Origin of the sequence: Polynucleobacter duraquae (assembly GCF_000973625.1) — a bacterium.
In the GTDB taxonomy this organism is placed as follows: Bacteria; Pseudomonadota; Gammaproteobacteria; order Burkholderiales; family Burkholderiaceae; genus Polynucleobacter; species Polynucleobacter duraquae.
The window spans coordinates 1243436-1262458 of the sequence record NZ_CP007501.1 but is presented as its reverse complement, the minus strand read 5'-3'; the positions used below and the strand labels follow the sequence as shown (position 1 = coordinate 1262458).

The following is a 19023-nucleotide window of genomic DNA, read 5'->3' as shown; positions in this document are numbered from 1 at the left end:
TGGCCATGAAAAAACTCATCGCTTTTATGATCTGTACATTTGCAACAGCTTCAGCGTTTGCTACTCTGCCGCCGCTCACTCCTGAAGCCAAAGCGGCTGATGATCTCGCGAAGGCTAAAACAGCTTATGCAGGTCGGGTCGGCGCTTTTCAGTTATGCCAAGCAATCAATAAGGTAGCTGATCAATACCGTGTCCCTGGTACTCCGGCGCCTGCAGCTTGTGTAGCTCCGCCTCCATTTGTTGCACCGGGTGCTGCAGCACCAACAGCAGCAGCGCCAGCACCAGCAGCAAAGTAATTAGTCGACGAGCAATTCTTGATGTAAGTAGCGTTTAGCTGCTTGTGTCTGGGGATCGGCAAAGAAGGGACCTACGGGTCCCTTTTCTTTTATCTGGCCCTGATCAATGAAGATGATGTACTCCGCGATTCTTTGTACTTGGGCAAGTTGGTGGGATGTAAAGATAACGTCCGAGCCTTGAGACTTAAATTGGCGAATGATCTCTTCAACTTGTTCTGTAGTATTCGGATCTAAGTTAGCCGTGGGTTCATCTAATAATATCAAGTTGGGTTTTTGTAAAATAGCCCGACCCAAACACAGTTTTTGTCTTTCACCTGCCGAGAGTTTGTGCGCAGGACTATTGGCAAGATGACTTAATCCGATCTGTTCCATCACCAAATCAATCGCAATAGAATTGATGGAGGTGTCCGAGTCTTTTACCATTGCAATATTAGTTCGTGCTGAGGCTTTAATCATTGGCGTGTGGTGCAATACCAAGGACGATTTGATGAGACCACTTGAGTGGGTAACAGTGCCAGAGTCTGGCCTGATTAAGCCATCAATTAATTTTAAGAAAGTCGTTTTGCCAGCGCCATTGGGGCCTATGCAAGCGCAAATTCGATCTGCAGGAATAACTGCATGAGGAATGTCTAAGATGATGCGCCCATCACGTTTGACGATGACGCCCTTGAGCTCAATAAATTGCTTGAATTGTTCCGAATGATCAACCATAGCGCCGCTCCGCAATTTGCCGAACTACAAATGTAAAGAGGTTTGCCAGCAAAACAATACCCAACAAAACAATGCCTAAGGCAAGCGCCAATGGGAGATCACCTTTACTGGTTTCAAGTGCAATTGCAGTTGTCATGGTGCGAGTAGATTTATCAATATTGCCACCCACGATCATGACTGCGCCAACCTCAGATATGGCTCTAGCCAGCCCCGCTAAAACTGCAATCGTGAGAGAAAACCGGCAGTCCCAAATAAGCCATTTCAGGGCGGAAAGCCTAGGTAAGCGAAGTGCCATAAAGGAATCCCGATGGATTCTCCAAGAATCTTCTAGGATTTGGCGGCTCAGGGCGGCAATTAGGGGGGTTGTGAGCAGTGTTTGAGCCAGGATCATGCCCTTGGGTGTGAATAGCCATCCCCATACTCCTAATGGCCCTGTTCTAGAGAGTAGCAGGTACACAATGACGCCAATAATCACAGTTGGAACGCCCATGAGGGTGTTTAGGACCAGCGTAATTGTTTGTTTACCCTTAAATTCCTCTGTGGCCAATAGGGCGCCAATGGGTAGTCCCAGAATCGTGCCGAGGAGTAAAGCGCTTAAGCTGACCTGAAGTGAGATCAGCACAATGCCAATGACTCCAGCATCTAAATGCAAAAGTAGTCCGAAAGCGTCCTGAAAGGTCATCAACATGGGCTAGATTCTAGCAAGGGGATGGCAAAATGGCATAAATGCAAACAATTTCCCTTTTTTGAACTCATGGCTGAAGTCATTTGCCTCTGTAACGAGGTCCTTGATGTTGATCTTCGCGAATATCTTGACGGGCATCCGATCGATTCGATTGAAGAGTTGCGCGATCAGGCCTCTATTTGTAATAAGTGTATGCAGTGCCAAGAATTGGTTGAGGGTGAAATCTATTTGGCGCGGGTACGACGACAGCGTGCTGCAGGACAGTTTTGATATCACCATTGCAACTCGGTCGCTTTAGCGTCATGACCATGAATGTCCACAAGGGACTATCACCCTTGCACAGAAAATCCACTATTTATGAGTTGCGTCAAAAAATGCGTAACCATCATCCGGATTTACTATTTCTACAAGAGCTTCAGCAAGAGCATCGTGGGCGGATTAGGAGATTTGGCCAATGGCCACTGACAGAGCTCACCCATTTTTTATCCGAAGACTTTTGGCATGATTGGCACTACGGTAAGAATGTTGAGTACCCAGATGGCCATCATGGCAACGCCATTCTCTCAAAGAGACCATTGCATAAGGGTGAAAACTATGACATTTCAGCTTATCGATTCGAGAGGCGAGGCTTGCTTCATAGTATTACTCAGCTAGAAGGCATTGCAACGCCGATTCATTGTTTTTGTGTGCATCTGGCTTTATTTGAAAGAGGGCGAGAGCGTCAATTGGACGAAATTATTCGTTACATTGATTCGCTTGCAGAGGGTGGCCCAACCATTGTGGCGGGTGACTTTAACGATTGGCGTAATCGTGTTAGCGCTCCAATGCGTGCTGCTGGTTTTCAAGAGGTTTTTGAGGTGCTGACAGGCGCTCCCGCAAAAACCTTTCCTAGTTTGAAGCCCATGCTTCCAATGGACCGAATTTATGTACGAGGCCTAAAGATTCATTCAGCAGCAGTTTTGCATGAATGGTTGAAGCTCTCCGATCACTTAGGTATTACTGCTGAACTGGAAATCATATGAGCATATTAAATTTTCTTTTGGGATCTATTTTTGGATTCTCTTTAATTTGGGTTCCCATAGTTCATGCAATCATTGTGATTCTGTTTGGATTTAGATTAATTTCTGTCAGAAGACCAGTCGGTGTTGCAATTGCATGGTTTTTGATTGTGGTCTTGTTTCCGCTCTTAGGCATCAGCCTCTACATCTTGATTGGTGAGCGTCCTGTAGGTCGTAAGCTCACAAGAAAAATTATTCGGATGGATAAGGAATATGCGGCCATCACGGCAGAGATGCGCAATCACTATCAAGCTGATAAGTTGCAACTACCAATCGAGGGCAGGGCTCTTAGCTTATTAGCAGAATCCAAAAATGGATCACCTGTAATTGCTGGCAATAAGATAGAGTTGTTTACGAGCTCACTAGAAATCTTGCAGCATTTCATTGACGAAATTAATCAGGCAAAAAAAACACTGCATTTAGAGTTTTATATATGGGCATTGGGTGGCGATGCTGATCGCGTTGGTGAGGCCTTAATTGCAGCGGCTAAACGTGGCGTGACTTGTAAAGTGTTATTGGATTCTTTAGGAAGTAAGGACTGGTTTAAATCCAGTTGGCCTAATCGTTTTAGAAGCGCTGGTATTCAAGTAACTGAGGCATTACCAATTCAAATTGGCCGCTTTCAATTTCGCCGTGCGGATCTCAGGCTGCATCGCAAAATATTTGTGATTGATAACACCGTCGTTTGGACTGGCAGCATGAACATGGTCGATCCCCGCAGTTTTAAGCAAGACTCCGGTGTAGGTGAGTGGGTTGATGCTATGGTCAGAATTGAAGGCCCGGTTGCATCTCAGTTTGAGCTGACATTCTCATTTGACTGGAGTGTTGATAACCCTAAGATTTCCCACTTTAAGGCTGTAACACCTGCTGCCACTCCGAGAGAAGGAAGAGTGCTTGCCCAAGAGTTTTCTTCAGGGCCTGTATATCGCGATGACATCTTGTATCAGGTGCTCCTCTCTGCCATCATGGACGCACGTAAGGAGCTCATCATTACTACGCCTTACTTTGGTCCAGATGATGGCTTGATTCAGGCGCTGATGGCAGCAGCCGGTCGCGGTGTGAAGGTCACTTTAATTGTTCCTAAATTGAACGATTCAGCCTTAGTCGCCTGGAGTAGCCATAGCTTTTATGCTGACCTGATGGATGCTGGTGTCAATATTGCTGAATTTCATGGTGGCTTGTTGCATACCAAGAGTTTGTTAATAGATAAGCAGGTAGCGATTTTTGGATCCGTGAATTTTGATCAACGAAGCTTGCGCCTCAATTTTGAAATCAGCTTAATTGTCTACAACGATGCGTTTTGCGCCAAACTCGAGACTTTGATTGAGTCCTACTTAGCTCAATCGGATTTAGTTGATCCAGTAATCTGGGCTAAGCGACCACGTTGGCGTGTTCTGCTAGAGAATGCGGCACACTTAACTTCCCCTCTACTTTAAATCGCTCCTTGGCTGCGCATTACCTCAATCTCACTTGCGGCAATACCAAGCTCAGATAGGATTGCTTCAGTATGCTGACCTACAGCAGGAATATCATCCATGCGGTATTCGAAGCTGTTATTGCTACCAGGCGGTAGCATCGCTGGAATAAGGCCTACGGGCGATCCGACTTGTACCCAGCGATCGCGTGCTTTGAGTTGTTCGTGATTCCATAAACCTTGCATATCATTTAGTCGGGCATTGGCGATTTGAGCTTGATCCAGCTTTGCTATGACCTGATCGGTAGTCAGTTTACTAAAACACGCATCAATAATGGAAAGTAATTCATCGCGCTTTTCATTGCGTTTGAAGTTTTTATCAAAGCGCTCATCTTTGGCCAGCGCTTGATTGTCAAGTACCACTTCGCAGAATAAAACCCACTCACGATCATTTTGCAAGCCCAGCATGATGGTGCCACCATCACCCGCTTTAAATAGCCCATAAGGATAGATCGTGGCATGAGATGCGCCATTGCGAGGAGGGGGTGTTGCACCCTCATAGGCATAGTAGAGAGGGTAGCTCATCCATTCACCCAGAGACTCGAGCATAGATACATCGATCGTAGATCCCTTGCCAGTCTTGCCCCGTTGCAGTAATGCTGCCAGTACATTGGTGTACGCATACATGCCTGCGGCAATATCAGCAATGGAATTACCTGCTTTGCTAGGGGTGTCAGGAGTGCCGGTAACGGATAAGAACCCAGCTTCACTTTGAATCAATAGGTCATAGGCTTTTTTGTCGCGATAAGGGCCATTATTTCCGTAGCCTGAGATATCGCACAAAATCAAACTCGGATTGTCTTTTTGTAAGAGTTCTGCAGTGAGTCCCATGCGTGCTGCTGCACCCGGTGCTAAGTTTTGCACCAGAACGTCAGCCGTTTTGAGAAGCATCTTTAGTGCTGCTAGCGCAGATTCTTGCTTGAGATCTAAGGTCAAGCTTTCTTTTGAGCGATTGACCCAAGTGAAGTGAGAAGACATGCCATTAACGCGCTCATCATAGGCGCGGGCAAAGTCTCCGGCACCAGGCCTCTCCACCTTTATAACGCGCGCTCCTAAATCAGCTAATTGACGCGTGCAAAAAGGAGCGGCAATAGCATGCTCCAAGGAAACCACGGTGATGCCATCCAATGGACGAATACTCATGTCATTACTTATCTAAAAAACTAAATCAATCAAATGATCTGCAACATCAGAAGGAGCGTGGCAGACCCAAAATATGCTCTGCAACGTAGGAGTAGATCAAGTTCGTAGAGATGGGCGCAACTTGATAGAGGCGGGTCTCACGGAACTTACGTTCAACATCATATTCATTAGCAAAACCAAAACCACCATGCGTTTGTAGGCAAACGTTGGCCGCCTCCCAAGAGGCCTTTGCAGCCAAGTACTTGGCCATGTTGGACTCTGCACCACAAGCTTGATTGTTGTCAAAAAGTTCGCATGCTTTAAAGCGCATTAGGTTAGCTGCCTCGGTCTCAATAAAAGCATCGGCAATCGGGAACTGAATACCTTGGTTCTTACCAATAGGGCGATCAAACACCACGCGTTCATTGGCATAGCGGCGTGATTTATCTACAAACCAGTAGGCATCACCGATACACTCGGCTGCAATGAGGACGCGCTCGGCATTGAGGCCATCTAAGATGTACTTAAAACCTTTGCCTTCCTCGCCAATGAGGTTCTCAGCTGGAATCTCTAAGTTATCAAAGAAGACTTCATTAGTTTCATGATTGACCATATTGGCAATCGGCTGAATTGCCATGCCATTGCCAATTGCATCTTTGAGATTGACGATAAAGATCGACATACCCTCTGATTTTTTCTTGACCTCTGCTAATGGTGTGGTGCGCGCTAGCAGAATCATTAAATCAGAATGCTGTATTCGGGAGATCCAAACTTTCTGACCATTGACAATATATTTATCACCTTTTTTGACGGCAGTAGTTTTGAGCTTGGTGGTATCGGTACCCGTAGTCGGTTCAGTTACCGCCATACTTTGCAGGCGTAATTCGCCGGTCGCAATTTTTGGGAGATAGAGTTTCTTCTGTAGGTCAGAGCCATGGCGTAGCAAAGTTCCCATGTTGTACATCTGCCCATGACAAGAGCCTGCATTTCCACCGGAAAAATTAATTTCTTCCATGATGACTGAGGCCTCAGCTAAACCCAAGCCAGAGCCACCGTATTCCTCAGGAATTAATGCTGCTAACCAGCCTGCTTTGGCCATGGCATCGACAAACGCTTCGGGATAGTCACGCTCGTGATCTACCTTTTGCCAGTAAGCAGAGTCAAAGCTGCCACAGAGGTCGCGCAAAGCTTCTCGCATGTCTTGATATTGGTCTGGCTTAGGGATGGGGTGATTCATAGGGCTATCTAAAAGTAAGGAGGGTTAATCAATGTTAAGGCCTACAGTTTAAGCAAGAATTTAGAATTACGGGCGAGTCAAAATAGATGCATGCCTCATCAGTATGACCGACCAGAGCTTCTATTGGGGCATACTTGAAGGATGACCAAGCGCCGCTTACTTGCTAAACCCTCCGGAGTTCCTGCTTAATGGAGCAAATGCTCAGTCAATTCTTTGACTTCTTTGGGATGCCATCAATTGGTTTGCCAGCGGTATTTATTAGCGCTTTTATCTCCGCAACTTTACTGCCCGTCGGCTCCGAGCCCATCCTATTTGGGTACGTTTCAGTTAACCCCCACTTGTATTGGATCGCCATTATGGTTGCCACTATCGGCAATACATTAGGCGGCATGCTGGATTGGTGGCTTGGACTAATTAGCCGTAACAGTTTTGAATCCCTTAAAGGGCCTAGTAATGGCAGAATGCAGCGCTGGCTCGAAGAGCGGGGACCAAAGATGCTCTTGCTATCTTGGTTGCCTGGCTTTGGTGACCCCTTATGCTTGGCAGCAGGGTGGCTTAGGCTGGCTTGGGCCCCATGCTTAATGTATATGTTTATTGGTAAATTACTGCGCTATCTCACAATGACTTGGTTATTAACTTTGGTGCCCACCAGCGTTTGGCACCAATTGGGACATTGGCTAGGCCTAATCTAAGCAAGACTTTGAGGGATTAAACGGCGCAGTATTTTTGCTGAATCTCGTCGTTATTCAAAAGATTTTGAGCAGTGTCGTGGAAAACAATTTGACCCTGATCCAAAATATAAGCACGATCAGAAATCTTCAGTGCTTGCTGAACATTTTGCTCTACAAGCAGAATAGTTACGCCTTGTTGCTTGAGTTTGGCAAACAGTTCAAACATTTCTTCAACTAATACCGGCATGATTCCCTCTGATGGTTCATCCAGCAAGATCACTTTTGGTTTGGCAATCATGGCTCTTGCGATTGCTAACATCTGTTGCTCACCACCAGACATAGAGGTACCGTCTTGATACAACCTTTCCTTAAGGCGCGGAAAGGTTTCAGCGATTTCATCGACCAAGGCGCTCATATCACCACGATTTTTCTTGGAAATCACGCCCAGCTCTAAATTTTCTTTGACGGTGAGCCCTGGAACAATACGACGATCTTCAGGAACATATGCCAGTCCAAGGTGATAACGCTCATGCGCTGCAAGATCTAAAAAAGAAGTGCCATCAATGGTGGTCTTTCCTTCTCTTTTAGGGAGAAGGCCCATCAAGGATCTCAGGGTGGTAGTTTTACCGGCACCATTTCTTCCCATCAGCGTAACAATCTCACCCTTATTGACTTCCAGCGAGACGCCTTGAAGCACGTGACTACGGTCGTACCAGGCGTTTAAATTTTCTATGCGCAACATATATAAACTTTCATTAACCTTGACCTAGGTACACACGTCGTACCTCTGCATTATTTTGAATTTCTTCTGGAGTGCCTTCAGCTAAAAACTCACCATGATGCAGAACAATGATGCGTTTGCATAAACCCATGATGAGTTTCATCTTGTGCTCAACCAAAATCACTGTTCTTTCATTGGCTAGTGTGCGGATGAGATCCATCATGACGAGGGTTTCTTCAGGAGACATTCCAGCAGTTGGTTCATCTAGTAAAAGAAGGCTGGGATTACAGGCGAGGGCCATTGCAATTTCTAAAGCACGTTGTTGACCATGGGCTAAGTCACCCGTTTTTTTATTTCTGAGATGCTCTAAGTTGACGCGACGTAAAAGCTGGTCTGCAAGCTCAATGGGCTCTGGATAACTTTGCGCATTACGTAAGAAGTTATAACGTGCCGTTTCCATTTGGGCAGCAACGCGCACATTTTCATGAACAGTTAGCTGCTTAAACACATTGGTAATTTGAAAGCTTTTGGAGATACCAATGCGGGCAAATTCATGTTGCTGCATGCCGGTTATATCTTTACCGTTAAATAGAATTTGACCGCTTGAAGGTGGAAAAGCCCCACTGAGAGCATTAAAGAAAGTGCTCTTACCTGCACCATTAGGGCCAATAATTGCCGTCAAAGTACCAGGCATAAAAGTGGTGGAGACATCCTGTAAAGCTTTGAATTTACCAAAACTCTTGCTGACATTGCGAGCTTCAAGGATGGGAGTTTGATTTAGACTACTCATGATTTTGAACCCTGATTCAGGTTTAGCTTACTCAAGATCGTTCCCCAGATTCCTTGCGGGAAGAACAATACAAAGAACATAAAGACTAGTCCAATGACGGCCATCCAATGTTTGGTAAAGGTAGTCACTACATCTTCCAAATACAGCATGACAGCGGCGCCAACGAATGGGCCAAAGAAAGTGCCCATGCCACCCAAAATACTCATCATGACTGCCTGCCCTGATTGCAGGTAATGCAATGAGTCGATTGGTACGATCGAGAGGTGCAGGGCACGCAATGAACCTGCTAATCCACAGATCGCTGCCGATAATACAAATACTAGGAGCTTTGTACGGGTCACATCGAATCCGCAGGCGGCAGCACGCTTTTCATTTTCACGAATTGCTTCCATTACCGCACCTAGTGGTGAATTGAGAATGCGCGAGATTAGCCACATGGCAATAACAACAAAGAAGAGAATGATGTAGTACTTAATCATTGGATTTAAAAAATCTACCGGCATACCTAAGATATTGAAAGTATCGACACGGACACCTCTCAAACCATTTTCTCCGCCAGTCAAGCTCTCTGCCTTATAAAAACCATAGAACACAATTTGACCTAAGGCAAGGGTGACCATTGAGAAGTAAATGCCCCTCGTGCGGATAGCCAAAAAACCCATGAGTAGTCCACCGATAGCTGCACCAATCACGCCTACTAGAATTGCGGCACCCCAGGGCATGGCGTAATGGACGATCCCAATACCGGTAAGATAGCTGCCGATACCCAGGAAGGCAGCATGCCCGAAGGACAGTAATCCCATGTAGCCGAACAAGAGATTGAATCCCATCGCGAACAAGCCAAAGATCAAGATATTGATAGCAAGTGCTTCATACGGCATGATGAAAGGAAAGATCATCAAGAAAAGAGTGCTTGCCAGTACGCGATGACGTGCAATAAGCTGGAAAAATGATTTCATATATATCAAGGGGGGTTAACCCATCGCCCCCGCTTTGCCAAACAAACCTTGTGGGCGAATTAAAAGCACTACTGCCATCAGCACAAAGATCGAGAGTTCTGCAAGATCTGGGAAGAATAGGGAGGTCATGCTGTAAACCACGCCAACCAATAGACCTGCGACAACAGCGCCGACTGGTGAGCCCATGCCACCAACTACAGTTACTACAAAGGATTCTGCCAAGATGGGGATGCCCATCTCTGGATTCACGGAGCGAGTAGGTGATGCCAGTATTCCGGAGAGACCGGCAATCGCGCAACCAAGACCAAATACCATGAGCCATACCTTAGCAATATCTACACCAAGTACCTTAACGATTTCTTGGTCAGCAGCACCAGCTTTAATAATCAGACCATATTTTGTTTTTTGAATGAAGAACCAGACTGCAAAAATAATCACGGCTGTAGCAGCGATTAAAAATAGGCGATATTTTGGAAAGAAGCCAACCCCAACATCCATAGTGCCTTTAAGTCCGTCGGGAGTAACAGAGGGCAAGCCCTCAATGCCAAAGGTGACGCGCATCGCCTCAATTAATACGTAAGACAATCCAAAAGTGAGGAGTAGGGGGTAGTCAATGCCTCGGCCATATAGGGGGCGCACTAAGAATCGCTCAGTGAGTAATCCAAGTACTCCGGTAGCGATTGGGGTAAGAATTAGGCTAAACCAAAAGTTGCCTGTAATGCCTAAGAAGTAAACGCCCATAAATGCACCAACCATAAAGAAGGCGCCATGTGCAAAATTCACTACATTGAGCATGCCAAAAACAAGGCATAAACCCAGGGCTAGAAGTGCATAGATACTGCCCAGAGCAATCCCTGTCAGTAACTGCATGCATAAAAGTTCAAATGTAAGACCGGTCATATATGTACTCAGAAAAACTCCCCTTCAACCATGGGTATCGGGGGAGGGGCTCAGGGCAAATCAGAGGATTTGCCCTGTAATCTTGGATTTAAGCTTTGTGGCCTAACTCCGCACAACTACGCATATTTTTCTCAGTAGTTGGTTCAATGGTCAGTATTTTAAAGACGTCGTACTTATCTTTCATATCCTTTGATTTAGATTCAACAATAATGACCGTCTGCACTGCCTGATGGTCGCACTTGCGGTAATACTCGGGACCTTTATAAAAGTCGTACTTCAGGTTCTCTAGTGCTGTCACCACCTTCATAGTATCGGTAGATTTAGCGTTCTTAACAGCGGTAAGAACAGTTTTTACTCCAGCGTAGCCTAGTGCACCATAGTCAGAAGGTACCTGTCCGTTATACATTTTACGGAATGCATCGTTAAACGTTTTCGCTGTGGGGATACGATCCTCCAGTCCCCAGTAGTATGAAGTGCCGCCAAGGATTCCTTCAAATGCTTCTGGTCCGCCAGCTAAGCGTGCGGTATATAGCAATACTGGAGTCACAATCTTCATGCTGGACTTGAGGCCAAAGTCTGTACATTGTTTAGCAGAGTTCACTAAATCGCGGCCAAAATTACAGAGTACCAAAATATCTGGGTTCAAGGCTTTAATACGTGGCAAGAATGCAGAGTAATCAGATGCGCCCAGCGGGTGACGAATATCAGCCAATGTAGTGGCACCCATCTCCTTACCTGCGCGCTCAAATGCACGCACCATCTCGTGACCGTAGGCATAGTCTGCAGTTAAGTAGACAATTTTTTTGCCATAGCGAGGGATCGAATAGCGTGCGACTGCACCAGCAGTCATAGTTGGATTGAGCGCCTCATGGAATGTATAAACACTCCAGTCCTTCACTTCATTAATCGCATCAGACTGACTAATTGAATTGAAGAGCACCTTACGTTCTTTACATACTGCATTAATAGACAGTTGAGTTGCGGCTGAGAGCGAGCCTACAACATAATTCACCTTATCTTTTTCAATCAACTCGAGAGTACGCGTTGCAGCTTCACCTGGGTTGAGTTTGTCATCACGAACTAACAGTTCGGCTTTTCGTCCATTAAAGCCGCCCGCGTCATTAAATTCTTTAATGGCTAATTCGGCTGCTTTGACTTGATCTTGTGCCTCAGCAGAAAATGGTCCAGTTAGCGGTGTCGGAAAACCAATCTTAATTGTTTCAGACTGGGCACTGGCTACATTCATCCACAGTGGAGTGCTTGCAGCAGCAGCTCCGCCGATTAACATTTTTCTTCTTGTTTGATTCGTTACTTTTTGTTTCATGGTTGTCTCCTCCATTTAAAACAGTTTATTAATAGGACTACTTCATATTGCATAAATCTTAACTGAATGCTTCAAGTGATGCGTAAATCTACAGCGGGTGTTAATTAATATGACTCCGGGACTGCCTTTCCAGCTACCAACAAAGTACTAATGTCGATGGCCGTTTCTGCCATGACGGTATCTGCATTTCTACGAAGACTGTTGCTATCTCTGTTGCCTTTGCTACCTTGTGCTTGCATATAGCGCCCTAAGTATTGCGCTCTTGCAACAACTTGTTGCCCAAAATTAAGGCGCTCCCTGCTATATGCTTCGAGTGCTGCAGGAGTTGCGCCTAAGGCCGCGATGTGACGTGCAATTACCATAGCCTCATCACCTGCTTTGGTTACCCCCATGCCAACATGAGGTCGACCAACAAAAGCAGCATCACCCATTAAGGCAATTCTCCCGAAGACGATTTGCTCGGAGCGAACGTCATAAATAGTTTGTAAAAAAGGTGAGGGTGTTTTTTCTAAAATTTCTGCATATTGCGGTGCCAGAATATTGCGCGCAACGGTACGCATTTCGGCGATATGCTTCCATGACACTTTGAGTGGTGGGATACCAGTCGGATAATAGCGACCATCTGCATCAGTCAGGAGTTTGACTAGTTCGTCATCTTCTGATGCAGGGCGATACCAAACAAAGTTATAGCGACGTTTGCCGGGTCTAGTGTCATTTCCGGGCCCTGCAACTGGATAGCCCAGCATCTGTTCGCCATTAGGCAAGCAGAAGCCAAAATAATTAAATAGGGTATCAAGGGTGTAATTAGATAAATTACTTTCATCACATACACCGCGCCATGCAATATATCCTGCGTATTCAGGCTGAATATCTGGCGCCACTTGGGATCTGACTGTAGAGCGTATCCCGTCTGACGCAATCAGAAGTTCTGCATGATAAGTGCTACCGTCTTCGCAGCCTACTTGAACACTATTAGGATCCTGCGTCACCACTTTGACATTCTTGCCCTGCAAGTAACGCTCGCTTGGAAAATTCTCTTTTAGTAGGTGATATAAGCGGCTCCATGAAGTCAGGATTTGCGGGAGCGGCATTTCACCTAGATTCTCACCATCAATACCCAAAGTAACCCGTTTTGATACAGCAACCCCTAAACTGTCATCCACCTGAATACCTGCTTCACTCAACGCATCTGCAAGTGCGTCATGGGTTACGATTCCGGCACCTCTACCATCTAGAGATCCAATTGCTTTTTCTAGTAGGGTGACATCATGACCTTGGCGCAGCAAAATATTGGCTGCAAATAAGCCTCCAAGAGATCCGCCGATGACAAGTATTTTGGCCATCTTTACCTACGCAGCCTTGGCATCTAATGCCGCCTTTTCTGCAGCAGGGTAGTTCAGTTCAACCACAATACCATTAGGATCATCCATGAACACTTGGTGTAATTTAATTGCAGGCACGGTACGTTGTCTGCAAGGCACGCCTAACTTCTCCAGCAGTGCAAGTTTCGCTTCCAAGCCCTTGGCAAAGAAAGCGATATGATCAACTGCGCCAGAGCCATAGAGTGAACTAGGGTCTCGTTCCCCGAGATATTGTTTCAAGCCATTAGGATTGTTCTTATCAATCGCAATCAGATGCACAACTGCGTTAGCCCAATCGTTTGGATCACCGTTGTAAAGCCAGACACCTGGGAAAGGAAAATCGGGACGAGGCCCAACTGTGAATCCAAAGACCTCGCAGTAAAACTTGGTGGTTTGTTCAATCTCTAGGCTACGAATGGAGAAGTGATTTAAGCTTAAGTTCGTCATTTTATTTTTTACCGGTATTGAATAAAGTTTTTGCTGAAGTGAGGTAGGAGCTAATGCGATCTTGAATAATTTCTTGTTCGGTATGCGGGTTGCCAGAGTCATAAATGGCTTGTCCGTAAATCCAACGTCGCATGCCAATATAAAAGATGCCGCCATGCAAGCCCATTAAAAATTCCAATTCTCGCTGCGAAGGCTTGCTGCGCGAGCTACGACCACAGTGTTTACGGGTTTCCCGGATAAGGCGCGGTAATAGGCGATCGCGCAATAACTCAAAGAATCGGTCGCTAATTGAATGATCGCTTAGGCCTGAGAAAATCAAAATACGTACAAAATCGTACGTTAGTACTGTGTTTGAGTAGTCTATATAGAAGGCATTAAATTTTTCCTCGGGAGAAAGATTCTTATCATCGAGCAGTTGCTCCCACTCTGGCTTCCAGCGTGACTCAAAGACATCTTCATAGACTGCTTTGATTAAAGCATCCTTAGTAGGGAAGTAGTGATAGAGCAGGGTATGGGTAATACCCAATCCCTTTGTTAAGTTTCTGAGTTGGCCATCAATTCCATACTTTGCAAAATACTGGATGGCACGATCCAAAATCTGACGCTTACGATCCGCAGTGCTCATTCTGCGACGCGCAGGCGCAGTAGATGGGGCGCTTTCCGAAGCGATGCTACTTCTCGTGCTGCTGTCTCGATCGAAACTCATTGTCATCAGGGTTTATCCGAATTTGGCCTTATTGACCAAAAGTTAAATAATGGTACATTGTTGAGCAATTGGTAGATAAGACTCTATTCGTACAAACCCCGAGGAGATGTAATGGAATTAAATGGCGAGCAGCTCATTGCAGCCCCAATCCCAGATGTATGGAAGGGCTTGAATGATATTGATGTGCTAGCAAAGTCTATTCCAGGTTGCGAGGAAATCAGTCGAGTCTCTCCAGAGGAGATTCATGCCAAAGTTATGTTCAAAATTGGACCCGTCAGAGCTAGATTTTCGGGAAAGCTATTTTTAAGTGATGTCATTCCAGATCAGTCCTGCTCTATGGCTTTTGAGGGTTCGGGTGGCGCTGCGGGATTTGCAAAGGGTCGTTCACGTGTTGAATTGAAGCCTGCCGAGGGTGGGACTCTGGTTTCCTACACGACTGAGGCCTCTATTGGCGGCAAGCTTGGGCAAATCGGTGGGCGACTCATTAGCGCCTCTGCTAAAAAGATTGCGGATGATTTTTTCCAGCGCTTTGCGAAAGAGTTGGGTGGTGAAGTAGTGCCACTAGAGTCGGACCCGCAAGAATAAGTAATGCGAGGCGATGTCAATATAAAAGTAGCGAAGGAGACACAATGAAAGCAGCAGCATTTGATTATGCAAAACCGAAGGCTCTTAGCGAGGCCTTGGCAATGTTGGCCGAAGCGGGTGAAGATGCGCAATTGATTGCGGGTGGACAGACGCTCTTAGCTACCTTAAACCTGCGTCTTTCTGAACCTAGCATGCTGATTGACATCACGAATTTAGAGGAATTAAAAGGTATTTCAGTTATCGGAGATCAATTGCGTATTGGTGCATTAGTAACCCATACTGAGATTGAGGAATCCAAACTGATTGCGCAGCATGCACCACTTCTCAAGGCTGCAGCTCCTCACATCGCGCACAGAGCGATCCGCAATTTAGGAACCTGGGGCGGCTCTTTGGCCTATGGTGATCCTGCGGCTGAATGGCCTGCCTGTAGTTTGGCGCTTAATGCAACCATGTTGATCGGTGGTCCTGATGGAGAGCGTCGCATTTCAGCGCAAGACTTTTTCATTGATCTTTACACTACTTCCTTAGAGCCCAATGAAATTCTGATAGCAACAGAAATGCCGATTGCGACCAGTAATCAAGTTTTTTATTTCCATGAGCTAGCTCGCCGTCACGGAGACTATGCAATTGCGGGCGTAGCCTTAGTTGCGAATAAGGCAGGCAATGTTTTGAGTGATTGCACTTTTACATTCTTCTCTGTTTGTGCCACGCCAATCATGGCGAAAAAGGCTCAAGCCCTGGTAGATGGTAAGCCTCTTAATGATGAATTAATTGCCAATGCAGTCGCTGCTGTAAGGGAAGAGATTGAGTCGATTGCCGATATCACTAACAGTGCACAAACTAAGCAACATCTGATTGGTGTTTTATTAGAGCGTGGCTTAAAGCACTTAATTGCTTGAGCAATCAATACACAAAAAGATAAATCTAGTTCGGAGATTCTAATGAGCTTAAAGAAAAAAATTACGATGACCGTCAATGGTTTGACAGTCAATGCTGAGATTGAGCCGCGTCGTCACTTAGTCGATTTTTTGCGAGAAGATCTCCATCTCAAAGGCCCGCACCTCGGCTGTGAGCAAGGGGCTTGTGGCGCCTGTACAGTAAAGGTGGATGGGAAAATTATTCGTGGTTGTTTATATCTGGCCGTTCAAGCCAATGGTTGTGTAGTGGAAACAATCGAAGGATTAACTAAGAGCGGTGCATTAGCAGATTTACAGGAAGCCTTTATGCGCCATAACGCAATGCAATGTGGTTTCTGCTCTTCTGGAATGTTGCTTGCTGCAGCTGAGTTAGTAGAAAAACAACCTAAATCGACTCGTGAAGAAGTGCGTGAATGGATCTCTGGAAATTACTGCCGTTGTACTGGCTACCATTCCATAGTAGACGCCATCATGGCCGTGCTTGAAGCTCGTGCCAAAGGTGAAAAAATTAAACCCGTTGTTGCTCTCGCTTAAGAAGACTGGGAAAACTAATTATGAATAAGCCAGTAGATCTAAAAGGATTGGTGCTTGATCCGGTAACCAATGACCAGCGCTATATCGGTAGTAGTGAACCTCGACATGGGGCACGTCGACTCATCGAGGGTCAGGGTACTTATGTAGATGATATTCAGTTACCAAGAATGGGCCATGTTGTGTATTGGCGTTCGCCAGTAGCGCATATGAAAATTGGAAAAATTCATACTGAACAAGCCGGTAAGATGCCGGGTGTTCTAGCAATTGTCGACGGCGTGAAAATGGCCGAACTTTGTAAGCCATGGGTTGCCACCTTAGGCCACCTTGCGGGTATGAAATCCGCTCCTCAATATGCATTAGCAATTGATAGGGCTTGCTGGCAAGGCGAGCCTGTAGTTGCTGTTGTTGCTGAGACACGCGCTCAGGCAGAAGATGCTCTGCAGTTTATTGATGTTGAGTGGGAAGAGTTGCCTGCAGTAGTTTCAATGGAAACGGCATTGGATGCAGATACCCCGGTCATTCATCCTGAGCTTGGGGACAACCTTTGCTTTACCCGCACCTTGGATGTTGGTCAGGTGGATGAGGTATTTGCAACAGCGGATATTGTGGCCGAAGCTACCTTTGGATTTGGTCGACATACTGGCGTTACCTTAGAGCCTCGCTGCCAAATTGCTGATTACAATCCCGGTGATCGTCGTCTCACGGTGTATCACTCACAACAAGCCCCACACATGATGCAAGATTTATATTGCCGTCAGTTTGGTCTCTCTGAGTCTGATGTCCATGTCATTTGTAAAGACGTAGGCGGATCCTTTGGTATCAAGGTGCATGCGTATCCTGATGATTTTGCAACGGTGGGCTTAGCGATGATGTTGGAGCGCCCAGTCAAGTTTGTTGCAGATCGACTCGAATCGTTTACGAGTGATATTCATGCGCGTGAGCATCGGATTAAAGGACGTATTGCAGCTAATAAAGAAGGTGATCTCTTGGCTTTTGAGATCGACGATCTCACGGCGATCGGCCCTTACTCTATGTTCCCAAGAACAAGTGCAATCGAAGGTAATCAAGTGGTGAACCTGGTTGGCGGACCATATAAGCATCAGAACTATCGCGCCAAACTCAATGTGGTTTTTCAGAATAAAACGCCTACCTGCCAATATCGCGGCGTAGGCCACCCAATTGCCTGTGCTGTGACTGAGGGCTTGGTTGATTTGGCGGCTCAAAAGTTAAATATGGATCCTTTGGAATTCCGTAAGCGTAATGTGATTCCTGATGATGCATACCCTTGCTCGGGAATTTCCGGAATCAAGTTGGAAGTGTTGTCGCACGAGCAGTGCTTGCGAACCATCGAAAAGATGATGGACTATTCTGCTTTGCGTAAAGAGCAGGCGGAGTTGCGTAAAAAAGGCATCTATCGCGGGATTGGTTTTGCTACATTAATTGAGCTAACTAACCCAAGTCCGGCATTCTATGGGGTGGGTGGTGCGCGCATAGCATCTCAGGATGGCGCCTCTGCGCGTCTAGATCCAAGCGGCGTTGTATCGATATTGATCGGTGTCGGTGAGCAGGGTCAGGGTACTGAAGGTATTTATGCGCAAATTGCTGCTGATGCGGTCGGCCTGTCGATTAAAGATGTGCGCATCATTACTGGTGACACAGATGTGACTCCTTACGGTGGCGGTACCTGGGCTTCACGTGGCGCTGGAGTAGGTGGTGAGGCAGTCTTGTTGGCTTGCCAAGCGCTTCAAGAAAATATCTTAAAGCTTGCTGGTGCAATCTTGAGTAGATCACCTGAAGAGCTATCCGTTCGCCGTGGTCATGTTTTAGATAAGGCTAGCGGTGAGCAGCTCTTACCGTTTAGTGAGATTGGGCGTATAGGCTATTTCCGTACAGATACTTTGCCAGTTGGATTCTCGGCTGATCTGATGGTGACACGTCATTACACTCAAAAAGATTATCCATTTATTTTTACTAATGGCGTTCAAGCTTCTTATGTTGAAGTCGATCCGGATACCGGATTTGTAAAACTTCTAAAACATTGGGCAGTTGAGGATTGCGGCCGTGTCTTGAACCCCATGTTAGTGGACGAGCAAGTGCGTGGCGCAATTGTCCAGGGTATCGGCGGCGTCCTTTTCGAAGAGTGTATCTATGACGAAAGTGGCCTGCTGCGAAATGGCAGTATGGCTGATTACTTAGTGCCAATGGCTAATGAAATGCCGGATATTGAAGTAGCCCACGTTGAGACTCCAACTCAGTCATCTAAGTTAGGCGCAAAAGGTGCTGGTGAAGCTGGAACTGCCGGTGCCCCTGGGGCGGTTCAGAATGCGATTAATGATGCTCTGGTACCTTTAAATGCTGCAGTGTTTGACCAGCCTATCACGTGCGAAAAGATTCTCAAGGCGCTCGGAAAAGTCTAATTTAGCGTACTTCTAAATTAGTGCATTCCGCGTATCAAAGGAGTTTACGCATCCTGTAACATCAAGATTTGACCATACGTGAATCCTCAGTCTGGGGATTCACGATTA

The 19023-nt window shown here is 46.1% G+C and carries 21 protein-coding genes; 9 read left to right on the top strand and 12 right to left on the bottom strand.

Translation table 11 applies throughout. The annotated features are described in order from the left end of the window. Nucleotides 1–5 precede the first annotated feature (5 nt). Entirely contained in the window at nt 6–296 is a 291-nt protein-coding gene (locus tag CL55_RS06605; RefSeq protein ID WP_205621263.1) for a hypothetical protein, read from the top strand. Here the strand turns inward: CL55_RS06605 and CL55_RS06600 are convergent, their stop codons facing one another. Continuing rightward, entirely contained in the window at nt 297–1007 is a 711-nt protein-coding gene (locus CL55_RS06600; RefSeq protein ID WP_046330378.1) for an ATP-binding cassette domain-containing protein, read from the bottom strand. It abuts the gene before it with no gap. Next, complete coding sequence (locus tag CL55_RS06595; protein ID WP_156156278.1) at nt 1000–1695, bottom strand: ABC transporter permease; 696 nt, start codon at nt 1693–1695, stop codon at nt 1000–1002. The genes CL55_RS06600 and CL55_RS06595 overlap by 8 nt, the downstream gene beginning before the upstream one ends. A 66-nt stretch (nt 1696–1761) precedes the next feature. On the opposite strand from CL55_RS06595, the gene CL55_RS06590 reads away from it, so the two are divergent. The 3 genes from CL55_RS06590 to cls are packed head-to-tail and all read left to right on the top strand — an operon-like array spanning nt 1762 to nt 4186. After that, entirely contained in the window at nt 1762–1962 is a 201-nt protein-coding gene (locus CL55_RS06590; protein WP_156156277.1) for a bacterioferritin-associated ferredoxin, read from the top strand. Then, the gene (locus CL55_RS06585; protein WP_237150476.1) at nt 1959–2714 is read left to right on the top strand and encodes an endonuclease/exonuclease/phosphatase family protein; all 756 of its coding nucleotides are present in this window, start codon (nt 1959–1961) and stop codon (nt 2712–2714) included. The genes CL55_RS06590 and CL55_RS06585 overlap by 4 nt, the downstream gene beginning before the upstream one ends. After that, on the top strand, nt 2711–4186 hold the full coding sequence (gene cls, locus CL55_RS06580; protein WP_046330376.1) for a cardiolipin synthase: 1476 nt from the start codon (nt 2711–2713) through the stop codon (nt 4184–4186). Before CL55_RS06585 ends, cls begins: the two co-directional genes overlap by 4 nt. Here the strand turns inward: cls and CL55_RS06575 are convergent. Together CL55_RS06575 and CL55_RS06570 are read right to left on the bottom strand one after the other, a co-directional pair. Continuing rightward, entirely contained in the window at nt 4183–5367 is a 1185-nt protein-coding gene (locus tag CL55_RS06575) for a CaiB/BaiF CoA transferase family protein (protein ID WP_046330375.1), read from the bottom strand. The genes cls and CL55_RS06575 overlap by 4 nt on opposite strands. Before the next feature lie 46 nt (nt 5368–5413). Further along, complete coding sequence (locus CL55_RS06570) at nt 5414–6583, bottom strand: acyl-CoA dehydrogenase family protein (protein ID WP_046330374.1); 1170 nt, start codon at nt 6581–6583, stop codon at nt 5414–5416. A 188-nt stretch (nt 6584–6771) separates the two neighbouring features. Here CL55_RS06570 and CL55_RS06565 point away from each other — a divergent pair, with 188 nt between their 5' ends. Beyond that, nucleotides 6772–7275 (top strand): YqaA family protein, encoded by a 504-nt coding sequence (locus tag CL55_RS06565; RefSeq protein WP_046330373.1) that lies wholly within the window; start codon nt 6772–6774, stop codon nt 7273–7275. A gap of 16 nt (nt 7276–7291) precedes the next feature. Here CL55_RS06565 and CL55_RS06560 read toward each other — a convergent pair whose 3' ends face one another. The 8 genes from CL55_RS06560 to CL55_RS06525 all read right to left on the bottom strand — a co-directional run bounded on the left by CL55_RS06560 (nt 7292) and on the right by CL55_RS06525 (nt 14462). Next, nucleotides 7292–7996 (bottom strand): ABC transporter ATP-binding protein, encoded by a 705-nt coding sequence (locus tag CL55_RS06560; protein WP_046330372.1) that lies wholly within the window; start codon nt 7994–7996, stop codon nt 7292–7294. A gap of 13 nt (nt 7997–8009) precedes the next feature. Continuing rightward, on the bottom strand, nt 8010–8765 hold the full coding sequence (locus CL55_RS06555) for an ABC transporter ATP-binding protein (RefSeq protein ID WP_046330371.1): 756 nt from the start codon (nt 8763–8765) through the stop codon (nt 8010–8012). Beyond that, complete coding sequence (locus CL55_RS06550) at nt 8762–9724, bottom strand: branched-chain amino acid ABC transporter permease (RefSeq protein ID WP_046330370.1); 963 nt, start codon at nt 9722–9724, stop codon at nt 8762–8764. Before CL55_RS06550 ends, CL55_RS06555 begins: the two co-directional genes overlap by 4 nt. Nucleotides 9725–9739: 15 nt before the next feature. After that, complete coding sequence (locus CL55_RS06545; RefSeq protein WP_237150475.1) at nt 9740–10594, bottom strand: branched-chain amino acid ABC transporter permease; 855 nt, start codon at nt 10592–10594, stop codon at nt 9740–9742. Between the two features lie 118 nt (nt 10595–10712). Further along, entirely contained in the window at nt 10713–11948 is a 1236-nt protein-coding gene (locus CL55_RS06540) for an ABC transporter substrate-binding protein (protein WP_046330368.1), read from the bottom strand. Nucleotides 11949–12052: 104 nt separating this feature from the next. Further along, nucleotides 12053–13291 (bottom strand): FAD binding domain-containing protein, encoded by a 1239-nt coding sequence (locus CL55_RS06535; RefSeq protein ID WP_046330367.1) that lies wholly within the window; start codon nt 13289–13291, stop codon nt 12053–12055. Nucleotides 13292–13297: 6 nt separating this feature from the next. Continuing rightward, nucleotides 13298–13756, bottom strand: coding sequence for a VOC family protein (locus CL55_RS06530; protein WP_046330366.1), 459 nt, complete (start codon nt 13754–13756; stop codon nt 13298–13300). Between the two features lies 1 nt (nt 13757). After that, a complete protein-coding gene (locus CL55_RS06525) occupies nt 13758–14462 on the bottom strand; it encodes a TetR/AcrR family transcriptional regulator (RefSeq protein ID WP_205621262.1) in 705 nt (234 codons plus the stop codon). Between the two features lie 111 nt (nt 14463–14573). On the opposite strand from CL55_RS06525, the gene CL55_RS06520 reads away from it, so the two are divergent. From CL55_RS06520 to CL55_RS06505, 4 genes are read left to right on the top strand one after another with little or no spacing between them, the layout of a single operon-like run. Beyond that, the gene (locus CL55_RS06520) at nt 14574–15047 is read left to right on the top strand and encodes a CoxG family protein (RefSeq protein ID WP_046330364.1); all 474 of its coding nucleotides are present in this window, start codon (nt 14574–14576) and stop codon (nt 15045–15047) included. A gap of 44 nt (nt 15048–15091) precedes the next feature. Further along, entirely contained in the window at nt 15092–15946 is an 855-nt protein-coding gene (locus tag CL55_RS06515) for an FAD binding domain-containing protein (protein ID WP_046330363.1), read from the top strand. A 42-nt stretch (nt 15947–15988) separates the two neighbouring features. Further along, nucleotides 15989–16498 (top strand): (2Fe-2S)-binding protein, encoded by a 510-nt coding sequence (locus CL55_RS06510; protein WP_046330362.1) that lies wholly within the window; start codon nt 15989–15991, stop codon nt 16496–16498. A 20-nt stretch (nt 16499–16518) separates the two neighbouring features. Beyond that, nucleotides 16519–18915: a xanthine dehydrogenase family protein molybdopterin-binding subunit gene (locus tag CL55_RS06505; RefSeq protein ID WP_046330361.1), complete on the top strand. Its 2397-nt coding sequence runs from the start codon at nt 16519–16521 to the stop codon at nt 18913–18915. The last annotated feature ends 108 nt before the right edge of the window (nt 18916–19023 follow it).